Raw genomic sequence first — 20,397 nt, 5'->3', positions numbered from 1 at the left:
GCCTTCGCGAGCAAGCCCGCTCCCACATTTTTGATCGGCGCTGTGCTTAAGACCGGGCCAGGGTCAGCAACCGCTCACGCCACTCCGCTTTAGCCGGCAATGCCAGGAAGAACGGGTTCAACAACGACGCCCGCGCCGGGTAACTGAAAGGCTGCCCATCCAGCTCCAGCACTTCCCCACCCGCCCCTTCCAGCACCCCTTGCGCGGCCGCCGTGTCCCACTGCGAGGTGGGCGCCAGGCGCGGGTAGCAATCGGCGCTGCCCTCAGCCAACAGGCAAAACTTCAAAGAACTGCCGATATTGGCCAGCTTCAACTCGCCCAATCCGGCACTCAAGCCAGCGAGCAAGCGATCCTGTTCAGGGCTCGTATGGCGACGACTGGCAACCACGGTAAATGCTTCACCGCTCGCCGGGGTCTGGCGCACCTGGATTTGCTTGGGCGCAGCACCTACATCGGAACGCCAGGCACCCAGCCCGGCCCCCCCGAAGTAGCACCGACCGCTGGTAGGCATCGACACCACACCGAACACCACGCGACCTTTTTCGATCAGCGCGATGTTGACGGTGAACTCCTCGCTGCCGGAGATGAATTCCTTGGTGCCATCCAGCGGGTCCACCAGCCACCAGCGCTGCCAACCGGCGCGCACGCTCTGGTCAATGTCGGCGTCTTCCTCCGAGAGCACCGGAATGCTCGGGTCCAGGGCAGTCAGACCGGCGAGGATCAAGTGATGGGCAGCCAAGTCGGCGGCAGTGACCGGTGAATCATCGGTCTTGGTGGTGACGGCAACATCGGCGCGCCAATACGGCAGGATGACCTCGCCAGCCTGGCGGGCCAATTCGATCGCGGGGGCAATAAACGGGTGACCCAGGAACAGTTCGCTCATGGCTGGAACGCTCCACGTTGAGTCAACAGGTCGCGTACCAGGTACAGCGCGGCCAACGCGCGGCCCTCGCTGAACTGCTCGTTCTGCGCCAACTGCGAGAGCTCCCGCAGGTTGACCCGGTCGACGCGCATCGGCTCGGGCTCGTCGCCTTCCAGGCGCTCTTCATACAGTTCGGTGGCCAGCACCACCTGGATTTTCTGGCTCATGTAGCCGGGGGACAGCGACAGCTCGGTGATGTGCTCCAACTGGCGGGCGCCGAAACCGGCTTCTTCCTTGAGCTCACGGTCGGCTGCCGCCAACACGTCTTCGCCCGGTTCGATCAGGCCCTTGGGCAGTGACAGTTCATACTCGTCGGTGCCGCCGCAATATTCTTCGATCAGCAACGCATGGTCCGAGTCGATCATCGCCACGATCATCACCGCGCCATAACCGGCCCCCCTGCCCACCAGGCGCTCGTAGGTCCGCTCCACGCCATTGGAAAAGCGCAATTGCACTTCCTCCACGCGGAACAAACGGCTACTGGCGACTATTTCGCGGGCGAGGACGGTGGGTTTCTGGCGCATGAGCGGCTCCTTGGCGTGATCGGGTTACTATACCGTGGCTTTTCCGATTGTCTGTGTCGGATATCTTTTCTTACATGAGTGTTCTTTATGCCTCCATTGCCCTGGCACGCCATCGACACCGTCCTGCTGGACATGGACGGCACCTTGCTCGACCTGCACTTCGACAACCATTTCTGGATGGAGCACCTGCCCCAGCGCTATGCCGAGTTGCATGGTGTGAGCCGGGCCATGGCCGAGATGGAGCTGCAGCCGCTGTTCGAGCGTAACGCCGGACAGTTGCAATGGTATTGCCTGGATTTCTGGAGCGCCGAACTCAAGATCCCGGTGCGCGAGCTCAAGCTTGAAACCGCACACCTGATTGCCTTGCGCCCGGATGCCGACACCTTCCTGGCGGCGATCAAACAGGCGGGCAAGCGGGTGATCCTGATCACCAACGCCCATCGGGATTCGCTGTCGTTGAAGCTGGAACGCATCGAGTTGGCGCCTTATTTCGAGCGACTGATCAGCTCCCATGACTATGGTTTCGCCAAGGAAAACCCGCAGTTCTGGGACGCCCTGCACGCCGACATCGCCTTCGACCCGGCCCGCAGCCTGTTTATCGACGACACCTTGCCGATCCTGCGCAGCGCCCGGGATTTTGGCGTGGGGCACTTGCTGGCGGTGAAGGAACCGGACAGCCGGAAGGGGCCCAAGGACACGGCGGAGTTTGCAGCGGTTGGGGATTACCGGGACTTGATCGTAGGTTTGTAACAACACTGAAGGTCCAATGTGGGAGCGGGCTTGCTCGCGAATACGGTGTGTCAGCCACTGAATATATTGACTGACACACCGCATTCGCGAGCAAGCCCGCTCCCACATTGGGTCCGCGGATTACTCAGGAATACGCAGCGTCTGCCCTGGGTAGATTTTGTCCGGATGGGACAGCAGCGGCTTGTTGGCTTCGAAGATTTTGTTGTACTGGTTGGCGTTGCCATACACCGCCAGCGAAATCGCACTCAGGGTGTCGCCCTTTTTCACCACGACAAAGCGGGCCGCCGCGACAGCAGGACCGGAAACGGTGATCTGGTCATCAACACTCGCAACGCCGGCGATGTTGCCCAGCGCCAGCAATATCTTCTCTTTCTCTTCCTGGCTGGCGACTTCACCTGTCACGGTCACCTTGTCACCGTCGACGGTGGTTTGCACATTGGGGTTACCCAATCCAACCTTGGCCACGTGCTCTTTTAACTGCTCGCTCGCGTTGGCATTACCCGGTGTCAACAGGTCAATCAACTTCTCGCCTGCTTCCTTAACAAAGCTTAAAAGACTCATGGTGCGCTCTCCTTGGGATTTAATTTCCAGATGCCAAAGACTAGACCAGTCCTACAGAATTGGGTTCCAGCCTGACCAAAGACCCAAACACGCTAGAATCCCACCGCATTGGAATAAGCCCGGAGCGAAGATGGACATCAAACAGCTGAAATTCCTCATCGCCCTCGACGAAACCCGTCACTTCGGCCAGGCGGCGGCGCGCTGCCACATTACCCAGCCGACCCTGTCGATGCGCCTGCGCAGCCTGGAGGAAGAGCTGCAGTTGCCGCTGGTCAATCGCGGGCAGCGCTTCGAAGGCTTTACCGCCCCCGGCGAACGCGTGCTGGCCTGGGCACGCACGGTGCTGGCGGCCTATGACGGCTTGCAGGCCGAGGCCGCTGCGTGTCGCGGCAACCTGGTAGGCACGTTGCGCCTGGGGGTGGTGCCGTTGTCGAGCTTCGATCCGCTGGCGTTGATGCAGAAGCTGCACAAGGAACACCCCAACCTGCGCTTTGAGTTGTCCGCGTTAAGCTCCGAGCAAATACTTGAACAACTTGCCAGCAACCGCCTGGACCTCGGTGTGTCGTACCTCGAGCGCCTGGACGCCGAACGTTTCGACTCCCTGGCCCTGGGCGAAACCCGCATGGGCCTGCTGTACGACCAACGGTTCTTCAGCTTCGGCGACAAGCCCCTGAGTTGGGAGGCGCTGATCGAACTGCCCTTGGGCATGCTCACCAGCGGCATGCACTTTCGCCAGTCCATCGACCACAATTTCCACAGCCGTGGCCTCAACCCGCAGCCACTGTTGCAGACCGATGCCGTCCATCAATTGTTACAAGCGGTGCACGGCGGCCTGTGTTGCGCGGTGATGCCACTGGACGGCGGCCTCGACGCCCTCACCGAGCACCTGCGCCTGCAACCCATTGAAGACGCTCACACTTTGGCTCGCCTGGGGTTGATCATGCGCCGCAGTGCACCCCGTTCGGCCTTGGCGGAAGCGTGTTTTGCGCTGTACCAGAAATCGCTGATCGAGACTTGATCGACGGCATCTATCGGTAGATCAGTACTGACGATTAGACGCGACCCTTTGTCGCGCCTAGTCTTACAGCTGAATACTCCCGGTGGTAATGCCCAATGAACGCCCAGCGCCCAGTCTGCGCGGCGCCCGCCCTCGAAACGCCCGCGCCCGCCGCCAGCCAGAGCTACCAGTTTTGTAATCTCGAACACACCGAATCGGCCAGCACCGCGCTTGCCGAGGAAGTTGCGTTGGCGATTGCCTATAACGACATCAGCCAGGCGGTGATGCTGGTGACGCCGACCGACCTTGAAGACTTTATTGTCGGATTCAGCATCGGTAGCGGCATTATCGAAGACGTTAGCGACATTTATGACCTGAAAATCAGCGGTTCGGGCTCGACCCAATACGCTCAGGTGCAGATTTCCAGCCGCGCGTTCTGGAATATGAAGCAGCACCGCCGGCAACTCGCCGGCACCAGTGGCTGTGGGCTGTGCGGCGTAGAAGCCGTGGAGCAGGCGCTGCCCAACCTCAAGGTGTTGCCCGGCGCGCCGTTGCCGCCTGCCGAATGGCTGGATGGCCTGCGCCAGCGCATCAGCGCGTTCCAACCGCTGGGCCAGTACAGCGGCGCGGTGCATGCGGCGGTGTTCATGAACAACCAGGGCGAATTGCTGCTGGGCCGTGAAGACATCGGCCGGCATAACGCCCTCGACAAGCTGATCGGTGCGCTGATCCGCCAAAAGATTCCGACCGACGGCGGCCTGGCGATTGTTACCAGTCGCTGCAGCCTCGAACTGATCCAGAAAGTCTTGCGTGCGGGCATCCAGACCCTGGTCAGCCTGTCGTCGCCCACCGGCCTGGCCCTGCAATGGGCTCGCCGGCACAACCTCAATCTCATCCACCTGCCGCAGAAAAGTGCGCCGCGGGTCTATAGCCCTGCGATGGAGAATCAAGCGTGAGTAATCATCATCAAGCCGACGACAAACCCACCCCGCGCTACAAGCCCTATAAAGGCCCGGCGGGTGGTTGGGGCGCACTGATCAGCGTGGCGCAAGCCTGGCTGACCAGCGACAACGCGCTGAAAAACATCCGCATGATGCTCAAGACCAACCAGAACGGCGGCTTCGACTGCCCGGGCTGCGCCTGGGGCGACTCGCCGGAAAGCGGCATGGTCAAGTTCTGCGAGAACGGCGCCAAGGCGGTCAACTGGGAAGCCACCAAGCGCCGGGTCGACGCGGCATTCTTCGCCAAGCACAGCGTCAGCGCGCTGCTGGAGCAGAGCGACTACTGGCTGGAGTACCAGGGCCGCCTGACCGAGCCGATGAGCTACGACGCCGAAACCGACCGTTACAAACCCATCAGCTGGGAATCGGCTTTCGACTTGATCGGCAAGCACCTCAATGCGCTGCCAAACCCGGACATGGCCGAGTTCTATACCTCGGGCCGGGCCAGCAACGAAGCGGCTTACCTGTATCAACTGTTTGTGCGCGCCTACGGCACCAACAACTTCCCGGATTGCTCGAACATGTGCCACGAAGCCAGCGGCGTCGCCCTGGCGCAAAGTGTGGGCGTGGGCAAAGGCACCGTGACCTTCGATGACTTCGAGCATGCGGACGCGATTTTCGTCTGGGGCCAGAACCCCGGCACCAACCACCCACGCATGCTGGAGCCACTGCGCGAAGCGGTAAAACGCGGCGCCCAGGTGGTGTGCATCAACCCGCTGAAAGAGCGTGGCCTGGAACGCTTCCAGCACCCGCAACACCCGCTGGAAATGCTCACCAACGGCGACAAGCCAACCAACACCGCCTACTTCCGCCCGGCGCTGGGAGGCGACATGGCCATCCTGCGGGGCATGGCCAAGTTCCTGCTGCTGTGGGAACGCCAGGCCCAGGCCGAAGGCAAGGAGGCCGTGTTCGACCACGACTTCCTCAACGAACACACCGCCAACGTGCTGGATTACCTGGGCAAGATCGACGACACCTCATGGGATGAAATCGTCGAGCAGTCCGGCCTGACCCTGGTAGAGATCGAGCAAGCGGCGCGCATGTACGCCAAAGGCAAGAACGTGATCATGTGCTGGGCGATGGGCATCACCCAGCATCGCCACTCGGTGCCGACCATCCAGGAAATCGCCAACCTGATGCTGCTGCGCGGCAACATCGGCCGCCCGGGCGCGGGCCTGTGCCCGGTACGTGGCCACAGTAACGTGCAGGGCGACCGCACCATGGGCATCAACGAACGCCCGCCGGTGGCGTTCCTCGATGCCCTGGAGCGTCGTTTCCAGTTCCAGGTGCCGCGCGATAACGGTCACAACGTGGTGGAAGCGATTCACGCCATGCTCGAAGGGCGCTCCAAGGTCTTTATCGGCCTGGGCGGCAACTTCGCCCAAGCCACGCCGGACAGCCCACGCACCTTTGAAGCACTGCGCAATTGCGACCTGACCGTACAGATCAGCACCAAGCTCAACCGCAGCCACCTGATGCATGGCAAGGACGCGCTGATCCTGCCATGCCTGGGCCGCACCGACATCGACATCCAGGCCGAAGGTCCGCAAGCCGTGACCGTTGAAGACTCATTCAGCATGGTCCACGCCTCCAACGGCCAACTGCAGCCGCTGTCGAAACAGATGAAATCCGAGCCTGCGATTCTGGCGGGCATTGCCGCCGCCACCCTGGGCAGCAAGCCGGTGGACTGGAACTGGCTGGTGGCCGATTACGACCGTATTCGCGACCTGATCGCCGACACCATTCCGGGCTTCAAGGACTTCAACGAGCGCCTGAAAAACCCGGGCGGTTTCTACCTGGGCAACTCGGCTGGCGCCCGTCGTTGGAACACCCCGTCGGGCCGCGCCAACTTCCGCCCGAACATCCTGCCCAAGGACCTGGTGCACGAACGCACCCGCAACACCGGGCAATTGCCGGACCTGATCATGCAGTCGATGCGCTCCCACGATCAGTACAACACCACCATCTATGGCCTGGACGACCGCTATCGCGGGGTCAAGGGCCAGCGGGATGTGTTGTTCGTCAACGAAGCCGACATCATCCGCCTGGGCTTCAAGCCGGGGCAGAAGGCTGACATTGTGTCGATCTGGGACGACGGCCGTGAGCGTCGGGTGAAGGGCTTTACCTTGCTGGCATTTGATATTCCGGCGGGGCAGGCTGCGGCTTATTACCCGGAAGTGAATCCGCTGGTGCCGCTGGAAAGCACGGGGGATGGCAGCCATACGCCTACGTCGAAGTTTGTAGCGATCCGCCTGGAAGCAGCGAGTGCGACCGGCTTGATCATGGCGAAGTCGGCCTAAGCGACACCTCATTGTGGCGAGGGAGCTTGCTCCCTCGCCACAGACAGCACCCGAGTTTCTTACGGGCACAAAAAAGGCCGCTTTTGCATAAAAGCGGCCGTTCCGAAGTAACTAAAGACTCGCAAAAATCATTTAAGTTCCTCATACAAAACAGTAACTTAGAGAATTGTATACAACCCATACCACTGGTCGGGTTTCGATTGTCACCGTCTCGATACAACCTCAGGATCGCGCCGTCATCCTCTTGAGGTTCCTCTATGAAGTTCTCCTCGATTCTCTTGTTGTCCCTTGGCCTGGTCAGTGGCGCAGCCATGGCCGGTGGCACCACCGAAGCCGGTGTGGGCGGCGCATTGGGCGGGGTTCTAGGTTCTGTCGTAGGTCAGCAGTTGGGCGGTAACACCGGCTCGGCGATTGGTGCAGCACTCGGCGGCGCGGGCGGCAGTGCGGTCGGCGCAGACAAGCGCAGCCGCGGTGAAGCAGCCATTGGCGGCGCATTGGGCGCGGCCGGCGGCAACGTGGTGGGTCGCAGTGTCGGCGGCAGCACCGGCAGCCTGATCGGCGCAGCAGCCGGCGGTGGCGCCGGTGGCGCACTGGGCAACTACATGGGCAACAAGAGCGATGACGATGATCGTCGTTACCGTGGGCGCGATAACCGCCGTTATGACCGCGATGACCATCGCGGGCGCGGCCATGCTTATGGGCATCGCAAAAACAAGCATCACTATCGCCACCACCGGTAACGCGCGAATCGAAAGAACAACGCGGGTTTAATGTGGGAGCGGGCTTGCTCGCGAAGGCGGTGGATCAGTCGCCGGATGTATTGGCTGATACAACGCCTTCGCGAGCAAGTCGAATCGTCGCACCGCCGCTCCCACATTGGATTTTCATTGCTTCGCAGATCGTATTCAGATCACCAATCGCTGTAACGCCTCGCGCAACATCCCCGGGATCGTCACCGGCTGGTTCGACGCCCGATCCACAAACACATGCACAAACCTCCCCGCAGCACAGGCATCTTCTTCTCCCGCCTTGAACACCGCCAACTCATACTGCACCGAACTGTTGCCCAACTTGCCCACCCGCAGGCCGATCTCGATGCGGTCCGGAAAGGCAATCGAGGCGAAGTAGTCGCACGCCGAACTCACCACAAACCCAACCACTTCGCCGTCATGAATATCCAACCCGCCCTGCTCGATCAGGTAGGTATTCACCGCGGTGTCGAAGAAGCTGTAGTAGGTGACGTTATTCACATGGCCATATACATCGTTGTCGTGCCAGCGCGTGATGATCGGCTGGAAGTGGCGGTAATCGGCGCGTTGTGGCATGGCGTTGGTCATCGGTAAAACCCGGGCAGGAGGAGGCTCTCTTGATACTGGGTTCAAGCACTACCCGCAAGCCTAGGTTGGGCTTTGCTCAATCGTTTGCTGGACGCACGCCATACGCTTGAGCGCTTGATCCGTCTCGGCCGATTGCTGCAGGCACTGGCGATAGGCGGTGATATAGGTCTCGACTGCAGCGCTGGCCTGCTGCGGCGTGACCCGCGCCAGATACTCCACGAACGAACGCCGGCCGATCTGGAAGTGTTGGTAATCCAGCGGAAAATCCCAATAACCACCCCAGGTCAAAAAGCCGTGTTCGGCGAACAGGTCAATCACCTCTTCTGCCCGGCCAGGGCGCGCCGGCTTGCCGGGGCGGGCATCCAGGCGGTTAACGGCATTTGCGGTACTTGCCCTGGGCTCAACAGTGGCCTGGCCGGTGAATTCACCTCGCGGGTTACGCCCGAACAAAACGAATGGGTTTTGCAGAGGGTTAAGGTCGATTGCGGCGCCATAGGCGTGCAGCGACCACCCCGAAGCGCCACTGACCTGGCGCCCATTAAAACCACTGGTATTGTTGCGGGCCATCGAGACCTTGTCGTTGCCTCGATAGGTTTCCAGCCTGACCGCCTGATGCACCGGGAACCGACGTTGCAGCAACTGCCTGAAGATCTCCTCCACATGGGGTGCGATGGCATCCAGCACCACGAGCTGCCCGTTGTTATGCAGCACTCCGCCAAAGTCCACATAGCTGAACGTCACCCGCGCCAGGCGTGCGCAGGGCAATGGATTGGCGGCGGTGATGGTGTTGCGAAGCTGCATCTGCCGACAGTCATTCACGCTCAACGGGATGACCGAGGCCAGCGTGCCTTGTGCGACCAGCAACCCGGCGAACAGCAAGACGCCGGGGACAACACCACGAGAAAAACCAAAAGCCATGGGCAATTCCTTTGCAGAAGAAGTGAAGCGTCAAACCTTCTCACCAGCGGGCACGGTCCGGCTGTCGGCGGCGTCTGCCACTGGAAGGGAAAGCGCGACCCTCCAGGCCGGAAATCAGAGTGCCTCCAACCCTGCCTCCGCCCATTCACGAACCTCTGCATAGGGATACTCCTCCAGTACCGCGAAACCTGGAATCCCTCGTGCCTTCAGCTTGGTAAACAACGGCACGCTGAGACCGCATAAAAACCGTGTCAGCCGCTCCGCGCTCGGCAAGTCGCCGCTGTATTCATGGTGGCTGTGGATAAATTCACCGCACAGCGCGAGAAAGTTTTTATCCACAAGCGGCGGCAAGTTCGGCGGCGCCGGCAAGTGGGCGACGTTACCGTGGCACACCGAGCAGTGCCCGCACTGCCGGGGCGCGTTTTCATCGCCGAAATAGTGCGCCAGGCGGTAACCCAGGCACTCCTGTGTCGCGAACAGATCCAGCATGGCGTGAATTCGCGCCACCTCCGTCACCTCATGCTGCTTGAAGCCTGTGTATAACTCCGTGCTCAGCGCCGGTGGATCGAAGTCGGTATTCAGCAGGGCGTAAACCTCGGTCATCTGCCGGCTTTCCATCTCGATCAGGCCTTGTTCCTGAAAGTAATCCAGGGCCTTCACCACCCGGCTGCGCTCGGCCTGGTGCTGTTGATACAGCGCGTCGAAGTCCACCGTCGCCCAGGTTTTCGCCCGTTTGCAGACCTGGATAATCGCTGCGACAAACTGCTGCCGCTCGCCGGTAAAACGCGCCAGCAATGCCTCTGGTTCAATCAAATACTTGAAGCGGTATTCGGCATAAAACGCGTAGCGTGGCGCGATCACACCCTTAAGTTCAAGCTGCACGAGCAAGGTCTTCAGCGGTAGTTCACGGATGTTGCTGTGGTCCGACAGTGACCGGAGCATAAACTCCCACTGTCCATCGGCACGGACCGCCTGTATTTCCTCCAGGACTCGGCGAATACCTTCCTGTTCCGGCGTATCGCCGTACACAAAGTTTTCCAGGATATTCAGGCTGTCGCGGTTGGCCAGAACCAGACACTCAGACGGCTGCCCGTCACGCCCGGCACGGCCGATTTCCTGGCTGTAGTTCTCGATGGATTTGGGCAGGTCGAAGTGCACCACGTTGCGGATATCGCTTTTGTCGATGCCCATGCCGAAGGCAATGGTGGCGACGATGCAGTTGGACTGCCCGCCCATGAATCGCTTCTGAATGGCTTCCCGCTTATCGTGAGCCAGGCCCGCGTGATAAGCCTCGGCCTGGATTCCATTGCGATTCAAATGCTCGGCAATCTGCTCTGCGGTTTTTTGCAGCGTGACGTAGACGATGCTTGGCTGATTGGCTCGCTCCTGCATCCACGTCACCAGGCGTCGTCGCTTGTCCTGGCCACTGACGGGCTCAACCAGCAGGTTGAGGTTGGAGCGGTAGAAGCCGGTGGTGATCACATCGTCAGGTGCAATGGCGAACTTGGCCTGCATGTCGGCGATCACCTTGGGCGTCGCCGTGGCGGTCAGCAGCAGCGCCTGGGGGATGCGGAACTGGCGTTGGTAATCCGGCAGCTTCAGGTAGTCCGGGCGAAAGTTATGGCCCCATTCGGAAATGCAGTGAGCCTCATCCACCACCAGCAGCGAGATCGGCACGCTTTGCAGGAAGTTGCGAAAGCGCTCGTTCTTCAAGCGCTCCACGGAAACCATCAGGATCTTCAGCTCGCCCGAACGCGCCCGGGCCATGACGTCATTGGCATCATCGCGGCTCTGGGCCGAGTCGATGCTGCCCGCCGAGATACCGTGGCGCTGCAGGAAACCCAACTGGTCCTGCATCAGCGCCAGCAACGGCGAAACCACCAGCGTCAGGTGCGGCAGCAACACGGCGGAAAGTTGATAACACAGGGACTTGCCGGAACCGGTGGGAAAAATCGCCGCCGCCGAACGGCCGGCCAGCACGGCACTGACCACCGCCTCCTGGCCCAAACGAAACTGTGGATAACCAAAGACCTGTTGGAGGGTGTTGTGCATAAGCTGTCACTCCATTGACCGCTGAACGAGCCCAAAACATAGACCAGCGCATTCAGCGAATCGAGAAAGGTCGCAAGGAAAAAAGAGTCTGGATGATACACAGCCTGGGAAGTGGAGTAGGCACCCGTAAGAATCGTTCCAACCTTACGCGGGACGCATCTCGAAACTCATTGCGCTACAATCAACCTTCGCACCGAGAGGACGCTGTCATGGCCGAACTGACGTTTGAGCAAAAGCAGGATCACTACGACAAGATCCGTCGTTCCAACTACCTCGCCAGCCTGCGCCTGGAAGGGTTCGACACCCAGCCCGCCGACGTCGACAAACCCCTGCCGACCCGCGAAGCCGTCCTCGCCAAGTACCGCAACACCCCACGCTGATGCTCGACAAATATGGCGTGGGCCAGGACCCGTACTGCTACCCCGGTAGCAGCGTCCTGCGTAACCGCCTCGATTTGTTCGACGAAGAACGCCTGCACCAGGCCGAGCGGGAACTGTCTGAAATCGCTGTCGGCAGCCTTCCGCTGTATCCCCCGCCCTACGACCTGGAACGCCTGCAACACATCCACCGCACCCTGTTCGCAGACATTTACGAATGGGCCGGGGAACTGCGTACGGTCAACATCCAGAAAGGCGACACGCTGTTCTGCACACCGGAGCGTATCCCGCCTGAGGCGAGCAAGATCATCCAGCACATGGCGCAGGCGAACTGGTTTGTCGGGGTTACCCAGGCAGAGTTGGTGACGCAAATTGCCGAGGCCTATGGCGACCTCAACGTGATCCACCCGTTTCGCGAAGGGAATGGCCGGGCGCAGCGGATTCTGTTCGAGCAGATCATCGTGAATGCCGGGTTTTCAGTGAACTGGTGGCTGGTGAAGAACGCAGCGTGGATACCGGCGAACATCGATGCGGTGGCGTGTGATTATCGAGGGTTGGAGGCGATTTTCGAGCGGTGTATCAGCACCCCGCGCTAGCCCCGATCGTTCCCTACGCTCCGCGTGGGAATGCCGCCAGGGACGCTCCGCGTCCCGTCATCCGCGCACGACCCAAGCCATGAACACTGGTGACGCGGAGCGTCACGGGATGCATTCCCACGCGGAGCGTGGGAACGATCAAATGTGGGAGCTGGCTTGCCTGCGATAGCGGAGTGTCAGACAACACCTTTACCACTGAAACACCGCCATCGCGGGCAAGCCCGGCTCCCACATTTGACCAGTTTCGTTTGAAGGATCGCGGTGCCATCGATAAAGTCGGTCGCCTCCACCCACTCTCGCGTAACCACCATGAACCTGGCCCCCAACTTCCCCGAAGACATCGCGATGCAGCAGCTCCTGCAACTGCTGCATGAAGAAATTGGCCTGCCCGAACATAAGACGCTGCGCCTTGAAACCGCCATCAACCTCGAACTGGGCTGCGACGGCACCGAAGCCAATCAATTGATGGAAGCTCTGGAGCAAGACTTCGCTGTCGACTTGAACGACTACGACGCTTATCGTTATTTCCAACCTCCCGTCTTCGATGTCTTCCTGAAGCACAGAGCCAAAGGCCGCGGCGACAAAATCCCGCTGACCATCGGCATGCTTTACCTGGCTATCAAGGCCCAACGCTGGGACACGCAAACCCTGGAAAACCTGTAGGAGCGAGCTTGCTCGCGAAAAACCTGAGAGCGCCGCGTTCCCCCTGAAAGCCCGCATTATCGTTAACGACCTTCGCGAGCAAGCTCGCACCTACAACCAAGGACCTTACATGGACGTACTAATGGGCCTGCTGGCCGCCCTGCTCTGGGGCGGCACGGACTTCCTCGTGGGCCTCAACGCCCGAGCTGTCGGCGTCAAACGCGCGGTGTACTTCGGCCAGGCGCTGGGCTTCCTGATCATGACCCTGCTGCTGGTCATATTCCCGGCTTTCCTCGTCAAATCCCTCGCGGCGCCTTTGAGTGTCTGGCTCCTGGGAGCCGCAGCAGCCCTGCTGACCGTCTCCGGCGCCCTTGCGCTGTCCAAGGCCTTCTCGCTGGGCAAAGCGGCCATTGTCGCGCCGCTGGTGACGTCCTACGGTGTCGTGACTACTTTGCTGTCATGGGCCAGCGGCGAACACATCAGCCTGATCCAGCTCGGCTGCATCGCTCTCTGCGTAATTGGCGTGATCCTGTCCAGCATTCACAAGGACAATGGCGTCCCTCACAACAGTTCCAGCCGCTCAATCGCCTACGCGATGCTCGCAGCGTTGCTCTACGGCACAAGCTTTTGGGTGCAGGGCCGCTACACCCTGCCGACGCTTGGCCCGGTCACGATGCTTTGGCTTGGGTATTTGGTTGGCCTGTGCGTCCTGGTGTTGATGGTGCTTAAGATCAAAGACGGCCTGAAAATCCCACCGCTGAAAAACTGCGCAACGCTGACCAGCGCGAGCCTGATGAACCTGGGTGGGTTCTCGGCGTTCTCGTGGGGTGCAATGGCGGGGTCGGTTTCCGTGGTGACGGTGATCAGCACCCTGTCCGGTGGGATCGCCGCGATTCTGGGGTTTGTGTTTTTCAAGGAGCGGCTGTCAGCGGTGCAAGTGACCGGTGTGGTGCTGGTGTTAGTGGGAGCCGTGGTTCTGCACCTCGTCGACTGATCCTTCGCCCACAAAAAAGCCGCCCACTAGGGGCGGCTTTTTCACAACGGCCGAATCTTACAACTTCGGACCCGCAGCCTTGATCGCATCGCTCACTTCAAACTTCTTGAAGTTCTCGATGAACAGACCCGCCAGCGCTTTCGCCGCTTCATCGTAGGCAGCCTTGTCAGCCCAGGTGTTACGTGGGTTCAACAGGCCAGTCTCGACGCCCGGTACAGCCAATGGCACGTCCAGGTTGATGGTGTCCAGGTGCTCGGTCTCGGCACCAATCAACGCACCGCTCTGGATCGCTGCAATCACGCCACGGGTGGTCGGGATGTTGAAGCGCTTGCCAACGCCGTAGCCGCCGCCGGTCCAGCCGGTGTTGACCAGGTAGACCTTGGAGCCGAAGCCGCGCACGCGCTTGATCAGCAGTTCTGCGTATTCACCAGCCGGGCGTGGGAAGAATGGCGCGCCGAAGCAGGTGGAGAAGGTCGACTTGATGCCGCCGCCCGAACCCATTTCGGTCGAGCCCACCAGAGCGGTGTAGCCGGACAGGAAGTGGTAGGCCGCTTGTTCTTCGCTGAGGATCGACACGGGCGGCAGTACGCCGGTCAGGTCGCAGGTCAGGAAGATCACAGCGTTTGGCTCGCCACCGAGGTTTTTCTCGGAGCGCTTGGCCACGTGCTCCAGCGGGTAGGCGGCGCGGCTGTTCTGGGTCAGGCTGACGTTGGTGTAGTCGGCGTGCTTGGCATCGTCGATCACCACGTTTTCGAGCACGGTGCCGTGCTTGATGGCTTTCCAGATCACCGGCTCGTTCTTCTCGGACAGGTCGATGCACTTGGCATAGCAACCGCCTTCGATGTTGAACACCACACCTTCGCCCCAGCCGTGTTCGTCGTCGCCGATCAGGTAGCGGCTTTCGTCGGCGGACAGGGTGGTTTTACCGGTGCCCGACAGACCGAAGAACAGGGTCACGTCGCCGGCTTCGCCGATGTTGGCGGCGCAGTGCATCGGCAGCACGTCGGAGGCCGGCAGCAGGAAGTTCTGCACCGAGAACATGGCTTTTTTCATTTCACCGGCGTAACGCATGCCGGCGATCAGGACTTTTTTCTGGGCGAAGTTGAGGATCACGCAACCGTCGGAGTTGGTGCCGTCACGCTCTGGCACGCATTCGAAGTTGGCCACGTTGAGCACTTGCCACTCTTCACGACCGGCCGGGTTGTACTGGGCCGGGTTGATGAACAGGCAACGACCGAACAGGTTCTGCCAGGCAGTCTGGGTGGTCATTTTCACGGCCAGGTAGTGGTCTTCTGCAGCCCCTACGTGAACGTGGGAAACGAAATGCTCTTGCGCGTTGTTGAATGCCTCGACGCGAGCCCACAGGGCATCGAACTTGTCGGCCGGGAACTTGCGGTTGATCGGGCCCCAGGCAATGGCAGCCTGGGTGGAAGGCTCTTCAACGATGAAGCGGTCGACTGGCGAACGGCCGGTACGGTGACCGGTTTCTACGACCAGCGCACCGGTATCGGCAAGCACGCCTTCACCGCGCTGCAGGGCTTCTTTGACCAGATCGTCAACACTCAGATCGGTGTATACGGCGTTATTGGCTTGCGTCATGAGGTTCCCCGTCGGCCAGTGGCCGAGTGCTCCAAACGTTTTGTAGTAGAAAGTTGCGCACTACTACCGCGAAAAAAGTGGGCCGGATTATGCCAGAAAAGCCCAAAAAGAGTAGGGCCCTCCGGTCAGAACGGCGGAAATCCGGCGTTTGTCAGGTGATTTACCTGTGCTTAAACGTTTTAGTGGCGGGTGCCTGAAGGGGTATCTACGCCCGCGCCGGCGAATAATTGAGCAATATCGGCAGCGTCGAACAGGTAGCGCTGGTTGCAGAACTGGCAGTCGATCTCGATGTTGCCACCGTGTTCCACCACCAGGTCCTGCGCATCTTCCAGGCCCAGGCTGACCAGGGCAGTTGCCGAGCGCTCGCGGGAGCAGCTGCAGTGGAAGCGCAGGGACTGCACGTCGAACAGGCGCACGGCCTCTTCGTGGTAGAGGCGGTGCAGGATGGTTTCGTTATCCAGGCCCAGCAACTCTTCGGCTTTCAGGGTGCCGGCCAGGGCGGTGATGTGGGCCCAGCTGTCGGCGCGGTCTTCTTCGTCCTTGATGCGGTCGGCCGGCAGTTGTTGCAGCAGCAGGCCACGGGCGCGCTTGCCGTCGGCGTTGAGCCAGAAGCGGGTGCCCACTTGCTGGGACATCACGAAATAATTGGTGAAGCAGTCGGACAGGGTTTCGCCGTCGAGGTCGACGATGCCCTGGTAACGCTGGCCTACCGTCGGGTCGACGGTCAGGGCCAGCACGCCGTCTGGCATCAGGTCAGCCAGGGTCGCATCGGCGGCGATGCGGTCGGCGTCGTAGCGGGCCAGCCCACGGATTTCGCGCTCGCTGGAGCATTCGATCATCAGCAGCGGGATCGGGCCTTCGGAGCGGGCCTGCAGGATCAGCAAGCCATCGAACTTCAGGGTGCCCACCAGCAGCGAGGCAGCCGCCATCAGTTCGCCGAGCAATTGCGCGACCGGCTCCGGATAGGGGTGCTTGGCGAGGACTTCGGCATAGCTGCGCTCCAGGGCGACCAGTTCGCCGCGGGCGTCGCTGTCGTCGAAGATGAAGCGTTGGGTGAAGTCGGTATCCGGTAGATCAGTCATAGGTCTGGGTATCTGAATTGATGACAAAAAGATGACAAGGTTTATAGAATTACACGCTTTAGCACCGTTTTGGTGCGGCCTTCTGCGGGAAAACGAAGCGCTTTAAAGCTAAGAGGAAACAGTTTATGAACAATCCGGGTTTGTTCCAAGCCAGGTGGGACCTCGGTCGATTGGCCCTGTGTAATTTACTCGCTGTGGGGCTGCTGTGTTTCTGGCTCTGGCCGGCGGGCCAGGCGCTCTGCACGGTTTTCGACGAGTGGCTGTTTCATCTGCTCAATGACCCGCTGGCAAGCAGCTCCGCGTGGCTGCATGTGTGGGCGGTGGCCAGTTTGCGGCCGTTTGACGCGGTGGTCGGGGTGATTCTGCTGACGCTGTTGATCCGTGGCGACTGGGTGTTCAAGGCGATTGAAGTGCGCCAGGCGTTTTTCGGCTTCCTGGGCATTCTGCTGCTGTTGCTGTTTATCCGCATGCTGTTTTCCAAGCTGGCGGCGCAGATGGGCTGGCAACACCATAGCCCGTCGATGGTGATCAGCGGCGCGATTCAGATGAGCGACTATTTCCCGGGCCTGGAGAAGACATGGGAGTTGAAGGACCGCTCCAGCCAGAGCTTCCCGGGGGATCATGCATCGGTATTGCTGATCTGGGGCATGTTCATGACCGTGTTTGCCAAGCGGATCGGGCAGGTGCTGGTGATCTGGGGCTTGGCGCTGCTGTTCATGATGCCGCGGCTGGTGGCCGGTGCGCATTGGGGGCAGGACGATTATATCGGTGGGGTGTTGCTGGCGCTGTTGGCGTTGGGCTGGGGTTACTACACGCCCTTTGCAGCGAAGGTTTCGCGGGGGCTGGTGCGAGTGACGAGCCCGGTGTTTGAGTTGTTTCGGCGAGTACCGCTGGTTAATCGCTTGAGCGTGATTCGCAGCGTTTGAGTTGAAATAGCAGGAGCCGACCTGGCTCCTGCGGTCTGCCGATTAATCATCATTGCCACTGCCGCGGAACTTGAACAGGTCGCGCCGCTGTTTCTTGCTTGGCTTGCCGTCGGTGGTCATGCCCAGGGACCCCGCCTTGCGCATGGCCGCCGCGTTTTCGCGTTTGGCGATGCTGGCTTCGGTCTCGGTATACAACGCCTGCGCCTCGGGAGCGCCCCTTCGCACAATTGAAAGCGCCTGGACCACGACGGTTCGTTCATCAAACCCGGCACGGATCTGGAACTCATCGCCGATGCGCGGCTCCTTGCCGGGCTTGCAACGCTCGCCACGCCAGTGCACCTTGCCACTCTCGATCGCCGCCTTGGCCAAGGCACGGGTCTTGAAGAAACGCGCCGCCCACAACCACTTGTCCAAACGGACTTTTTCTTCCTCTTCCTGCTTCTGAGCCACTTGAATTCCTCGCTCTGAAAAATGTCGCAACTTTACCGTTGAAACCCTTCAACGCATAAACCCTTGAGCTCACCTAAGATACGCCAGGTAGCATCCTGTTTTCGCGAGGTTAACGTGTGACCGACTTTCCCATTTCACTGACCTCGCCCAAACAAGCCTGTGCGGGCTGCCAGCAAAGTGAGCCGCTGGGCTTTGAGTTCGCCTTTGCGTATCAGCCTATCGTGGACCTGCGTGACCAGTCGGTCTTTGCCCATGAAGCCTTGGTGCGCGGCGTCAACGGTGAGGGCGCGTTGACGGTGCTGGATCAGGTCAACGACAGCAATCGCTACCGTTTCGACCAGCAATGCCGCACCCGCGCGATCGCCACCGCTTCGACACTCAACATGCAGACGCACCTTTCAATCAACTTCATGCCCAATGCGGTCTATCGACCAGAACTGTGCATCCGCAGCACCCTGGAGGCGGCCCGGGCGCATAATTTTCCGTTGGATCGGCTGATTTTCGAGACCCTGGAAAGCGAGCATGTAGATAACTATCGCCATTTGACGAATATTCTGCGTGAATACCGCGAATTCGGCTTCAAGACCGCCATCGACGATTTCGGGGCGGGCTATTCGGGGCTGAATCTGCTGGCCGATTTCCAACCTGACCTGATCAAACTCGACATGGCGCTGATCCGCGATGTCGACCGTGATCGTGTCCGTCAGGTGATCGTCCGGGGGATTGTCACAATCTGTGAGCAGTTGGGCGTTACTGTCATCGCCGAGGGCATCGAAAGCGCCGGCGAGCGGGACTTTCTCGCCGACTGTGGAATATTTCTGATGCAGGGCTACTGGTTCGCCAAGCCTGCATTCAAAGCCCTGGCCGAGGTATCACCCGCCGCCTGGGCGAATTAATTGCCGGTTATTCATATTGAAGACATTTGACCATTTGACCGTTGTGGGTCTGCGTGAGTGGGTGGCACTTCCCGACTTGGGAGTGGCAGGCCTGCGCGCCAAGATCGACACCGGCGCCAGTACCTCAAGCCTGCATGCCACCGAGATCGAGCCATTTGAGCGCGACGGTGCAAAGTGGGTGCGCTTCACCGCGCACCTGGGCAGCGTGGTGCAACTGCGTCACCGGCGCTGCGAAGCACCGCTGGTGGCGATGAAAACCATTAAAAGCTCCAACGGCCAGGCCCAGGTGCGGTATGTGATCAGCACCACCCTGGCCCTGGGCGATCGGGTATGGCGGGTGGAATTCACCCTCGCCTGCCGCAAGGCCATGCGTTACCGCCTGTTGCTGGGCTCCAAGGCCCTGATTGACGGCCAACTGGTGGTCAGTCCCGGCGTCAAATACGTTCAAGACAAGCCGGTGTTCCCGGTCTCTACTACCTCTGCCACAGGTGCTGCATGAAGATCGCTGTGCTGTCGCGTAACCCGCGTCTGTATTCCACCCGTCGCCTGGTCGAGGCCGGCACCGAACGTGGCCATGAGATGGTGGTGATCGATACGTTGCGCGCCTATATGAACATTGCCAGTCATAAGCCGCAGATCCACTACCGGGGCAAACCGCTGGAAGGCTTCGATGCGGTGATCCCGCGTATCGGTGCTTCCGTGACGTTCTATGGCTGCGCGGTACTGCGCCAGTTTGAAATGATGGGGGTGTCTCCCCTCAATGAATCGGTGGCTATCGCCCGTTCGCGGGACAAGCTGCGCTCGCTGCAGTTGCTGTCGCGCCGTGGCATTGGCTTGCCGGTCACCGGCTTTGCGCACTCCCCGGATGACATTCCCGACCTGATCGAGATGGTCAACGGCGCGCCGCTGGTGATCAAGGTGCTGGAAGGTACCCAGGGCATCGGCGTGGTGCTGTGTGAAACCGCGACTGCGGCCGAGTCGGTGATCGAGGCGTTCATGGGCCTCAAGCAGAACATCATGGTGCAGGAGTACATCAAGGAAGCCGGCGGTGCGGATATCCGCTGCTTCGTGGTGGGCGACAAGGTGATTGCCGCGATGAAGCGCCAGGCCAAGCCGGGTGAGTTTCGGTCCAACCTGCACCGTGGCGGCAGTGCCAGCCTGATCAAGATCACCCCGGAAGAACGCATGACCGCACTGCGGGCAGCCAAGGTCATGGGGTTGAGCGTGGCGGGTGTGGATATATTGCGCTCCAACCACGGGCCGCTGGTGATGGAGGTGAACTCGTCACCGGGCCTGGAAGGAATTGAGACCACCACCGGCAAGGATGTGGCGGGGATCATCATTCAGCATCTGGAGAAGAGTGGTGGGCCGAATATGACGCGCACCAAAGGCAAGGGCTGAATACACCCGACCTATAAAGCACCGCAAAACCAGTGTGGGAGCGGGCTTGCTCGCGAAGGCGGTGGATCAGTC

General features: G+C 60.4%; 22 protein-coding genes and 1 pseudogene. 13 read left to right on the top strand and 10 right to left on the bottom strand.

What is annotated here, in order from left to right; translation table 11 throughout:
• Positions 1-46: 46 nt before the first annotated feature.
• Complete coding sequence (cysQ, locus tag HX869_RS12580) at positions 47-883, bottom strand: 3'(2'),5'-bisphosphate nucleotidase CysQ (protein ID WP_008435771.1); 837 nt, start codon at positions 881-883, stop codon at positions 47-49.
• The gene (gene nudE / locus HX869_RS12575) at positions 880-1,446 is read right to left on the bottom strand and encodes an ADP compounds hydrolase NudE (RefSeq protein ID WP_003213218.1); all 567 of its coding nucleotides are present in this window, start codon (positions 1,444-1,446) and stop codon (positions 880-882) included. The genes cysQ and nudE overlap by 4 nt, the downstream gene beginning before the upstream one ends.
• Before the next feature lie 87 nt (positions 1,447-1,533).
• Between nudE and yrfG the strand changes: the two genes are divergently transcribed.
• Positions 1,534-2,196, top strand: coding sequence for a GMP/IMP nucleotidase (gene yrfG / locus HX869_RS12570; protein WP_003213217.1), 663 nt, complete (start codon positions 1,534-1,536; stop codon positions 2,194-2,196).
• A 120-nt stretch (positions 2,197-2,316) separates the two neighbouring features.
• Here the strand turns inward: yrfG and lysM are convergent, their stop codons facing one another.
• Complete coding sequence (lysM, locus tag HX869_RS12565) at positions 2,317-2,757, bottom strand: peptidoglycan-binding protein LysM (protein WP_003213215.1); 441 nt, start codon at positions 2,755-2,757, stop codon at positions 2,317-2,319.
• Positions 2,758-2,887: 130 nt separating this feature from the next.
• Here lysM and HX869_RS12560 point away from each other — a divergent pair, with 130 nt between their 5' ends.
• From HX869_RS12560 to HX869_RS12545, 4 genes are all read left to right on the top strand, one after another.
• A complete protein-coding gene (locus tag HX869_RS12560; protein WP_178903145.1) occupies positions 2,888-3,775 on the top strand; it encodes a LysR family transcriptional regulator in 888 nt (295 codons plus the stop codon).
• A gap of 95 nt (positions 3,776-3,870) precedes the next feature.
• Entirely contained in the window at positions 3,871-4,710 is an 840-nt protein-coding gene (gene fdhD, locus HX869_RS12555; RefSeq protein ID WP_178903144.1) for a formate dehydrogenase accessory sulfurtransferase FdhD, read from the top strand.
• Positions 4,707-7,055, top strand: a complete 2,349-nt coding sequence (locus HX869_RS12550) for an FdhF/YdeP family oxidoreductase (RefSeq protein WP_003213210.1) — start codon at positions 4,707-4,709, stop codon at positions 7,053-7,055. Before fdhD ends, HX869_RS12550 begins: the two co-directional genes overlap by 4 nt.
• Positions 7,056-7,312: 257 nt before the next feature.
• The gene (locus HX869_RS12545) at positions 7,313-7,795 is read left to right on the top strand and encodes a glycine zipper domain-containing protein (RefSeq protein ID WP_008435777.1); all 483 of its coding nucleotides are present in this window, start codon (positions 7,313-7,315) and stop codon (positions 7,793-7,795) included.
• A gap of 165 nt (positions 7,796-7,960) precedes the next feature.
• Here the strand turns inward: HX869_RS12545 and HX869_RS12540 are convergent, their stop codons facing one another.
• The 3 genes from HX869_RS12540 to HX869_RS12530 form a co-directional block, all read right to left on the bottom strand.
• Complete coding sequence (locus tag HX869_RS12540) at positions 7,961-8,392, bottom strand: thioesterase family protein (RefSeq protein WP_003213207.1); 432 nt, start codon at positions 8,390-8,392, stop codon at positions 7,961-7,963.
• Positions 8,393-8,452: 60 nt separating this feature from the next.
• Complete coding sequence (locus HX869_RS12535; RefSeq protein WP_003213205.1) at positions 8,453-9,310, bottom strand: M15 family metallopeptidase; 858 nt, start codon at positions 9,308-9,310, stop codon at positions 8,453-8,455.
• Between the two features lie 114 nt (positions 9,311-9,424).
• Complete coding sequence (locus HX869_RS12530) at positions 9,425-11,362, bottom strand: ATP-dependent DNA helicase RecQ (protein ID WP_178903143.1); 1,938 nt, start codon at positions 11,360-11,362, stop codon at positions 9,425-9,427.
• Between the two features lie 209 nt (positions 11,363-11,571).
• Between HX869_RS12530 and HX869_RS12525 the strand changes: the two genes are divergently transcribed.
• From HX869_RS12525 to HX869_RS12515, 3 genes are all read left to right on the top strand, one after another.
• Positions 11,572-11,742, top strand: a complete 171-nt coding sequence (locus tag HX869_RS12525; RefSeq protein WP_003213201.1) for a YhfG family protein — start codon at positions 11,572-11,574, stop codon at positions 11,740-11,742.
• Positions 11,742-12,335, top strand: a complete 594-nt coding sequence (locus tag HX869_RS12520; protein WP_003213199.1) for a putative adenosine monophosphate-protein transferase Fic — start codon at positions 11,742-11,744, stop codon at positions 12,333-12,335. The genes HX869_RS12525 and HX869_RS12520 overlap by 1 nt, the downstream gene beginning before the upstream one ends.
• 309 nt (positions 12,336-12,644) lie before the next feature.
• On the top strand, positions 12,645-12,998 hold the full coding sequence (locus tag HX869_RS12515) for a DUF1493 family protein (RefSeq protein ID WP_134325549.1): 354 nt from the start codon (positions 12,645-12,647) through the stop codon (positions 12,996-12,998).
• Here HX869_RS12515 and HX869_RS31695 read toward each other — a convergent pair.
• Positions 12,976-13,098, bottom strand: a pseudogene (locus tag HX869_RS31695) (outer membrane lipoprotein carrier protein LolA); the annotation flags it as partial. The gene HX869_RS12515 and the pseudogene HX869_RS31695 sit on opposite strands and share 23 nt — an antisense overlap.
• 21 nt (positions 13,099-13,119) lie before the next feature.
• On the opposite strand from HX869_RS31695, the gene HX869_RS12510 reads away from it, so the two are divergent.
• Positions 13,120-13,971 carry a DMT family transporter gene (locus HX869_RS12510; RefSeq protein ID WP_087692724.1) on the top strand — a complete coding sequence of 284 codons (852 nt, stop codon included), beginning with the start codon at positions 13,120-13,122 and terminating at the stop codon, positions 13,969-13,971.
• Between the two features lie 57 nt (positions 13,972-14,028).
• Here the strand turns inward: HX869_RS12510 and HX869_RS12505 are convergent, their stop codons facing one another.
• On the bottom strand, positions 14,029-15,570 hold the full coding sequence (locus HX869_RS12505) for a phosphoenolpyruvate carboxykinase (RefSeq protein WP_003213191.1): 1,542 nt from the start codon (positions 15,568-15,570) through the stop codon (positions 14,029-14,031).
• 179 nt (positions 15,571-15,749) lie between these two features.
• Positions 15,750-16,652 (bottom strand): Hsp33 family molecular chaperone HslO, encoded by a 903-nt coding sequence (hslO, locus tag HX869_RS12500; protein ID WP_102367891.1) that lies wholly within the window; start codon positions 16,650-16,652, stop codon positions 15,750-15,752.
• A 125-nt stretch (positions 16,653-16,777) separates the two neighbouring features.
• On the opposite strand from hslO, the gene HX869_RS12495 reads away from it, so the two are divergent.
• The gene (locus HX869_RS12495) at positions 16,778-17,578 is read left to right on the top strand and encodes a phosphatase PAP2 family protein (protein WP_087692726.1); all 801 of its coding nucleotides are present in this window, start codon (positions 16,778-16,780) and stop codon (positions 17,576-17,578) included.
• A 42-nt stretch (positions 17,579-17,620) separates the two neighbouring features.
• On the opposite strand, the gene HX869_RS12490 is transcribed toward HX869_RS12495, so the two are convergent.
• The gene (locus HX869_RS12490) at positions 17,621-18,028 is read right to left on the bottom strand and encodes an RNA-binding S4 domain-containing protein (protein WP_003213184.1); all 408 of its coding nucleotides are present in this window, start codon (positions 18,026-18,028) and stop codon (positions 17,621-17,623) included.
• 116 nt (positions 18,029-18,144) lie between these two features.
• Between HX869_RS12490 and HX869_RS12485 the strand changes: the two genes are divergently transcribed.
• The 3 genes from HX869_RS12485 to rimK are packed head-to-tail and all read left to right on the top strand — an operon-like array spanning position 18,145 to position 20,325.
• Positions 18,145-18,924 (top strand): EAL domain-containing protein, encoded by a 780-nt coding sequence (locus tag HX869_RS12485; RefSeq protein ID WP_003213183.1) that lies wholly within the window; start codon positions 18,145-18,147, stop codon positions 18,922-18,924.
• 34 nt (positions 18,925-18,958) lie between these two features.
• The gene (locus HX869_RS12480) at positions 18,959-19,423 is read left to right on the top strand and encodes an ATP-dependent zinc protease (RefSeq protein WP_371132397.1); all 465 of its coding nucleotides are present in this window, start codon (positions 18,959-18,961) and stop codon (positions 19,421-19,423) included.
• Entirely contained in the window at positions 19,420-20,325 is a 906-nt protein-coding gene (gene rimK / locus HX869_RS12475) for a 30S ribosomal protein S6--L-glutamate ligase (RefSeq protein WP_003213178.1), read from the top strand. Before HX869_RS12480 ends, rimK begins: the two co-directional genes overlap by 4 nt.
• Positions 20,326-20,397: the final 72 nt, after the last annotated feature.

Source organism: Pseudomonas sp. P7779 (assembly GCF_013386315.1).
Classification (GTDB): Bacteria; Pseudomonadota; Gammaproteobacteria; order Pseudomonadales; family Pseudomonadaceae; genus Aquipseudomonas.
This window is presented reverse-complemented; position numbering and strand designations above follow the sequence as displayed.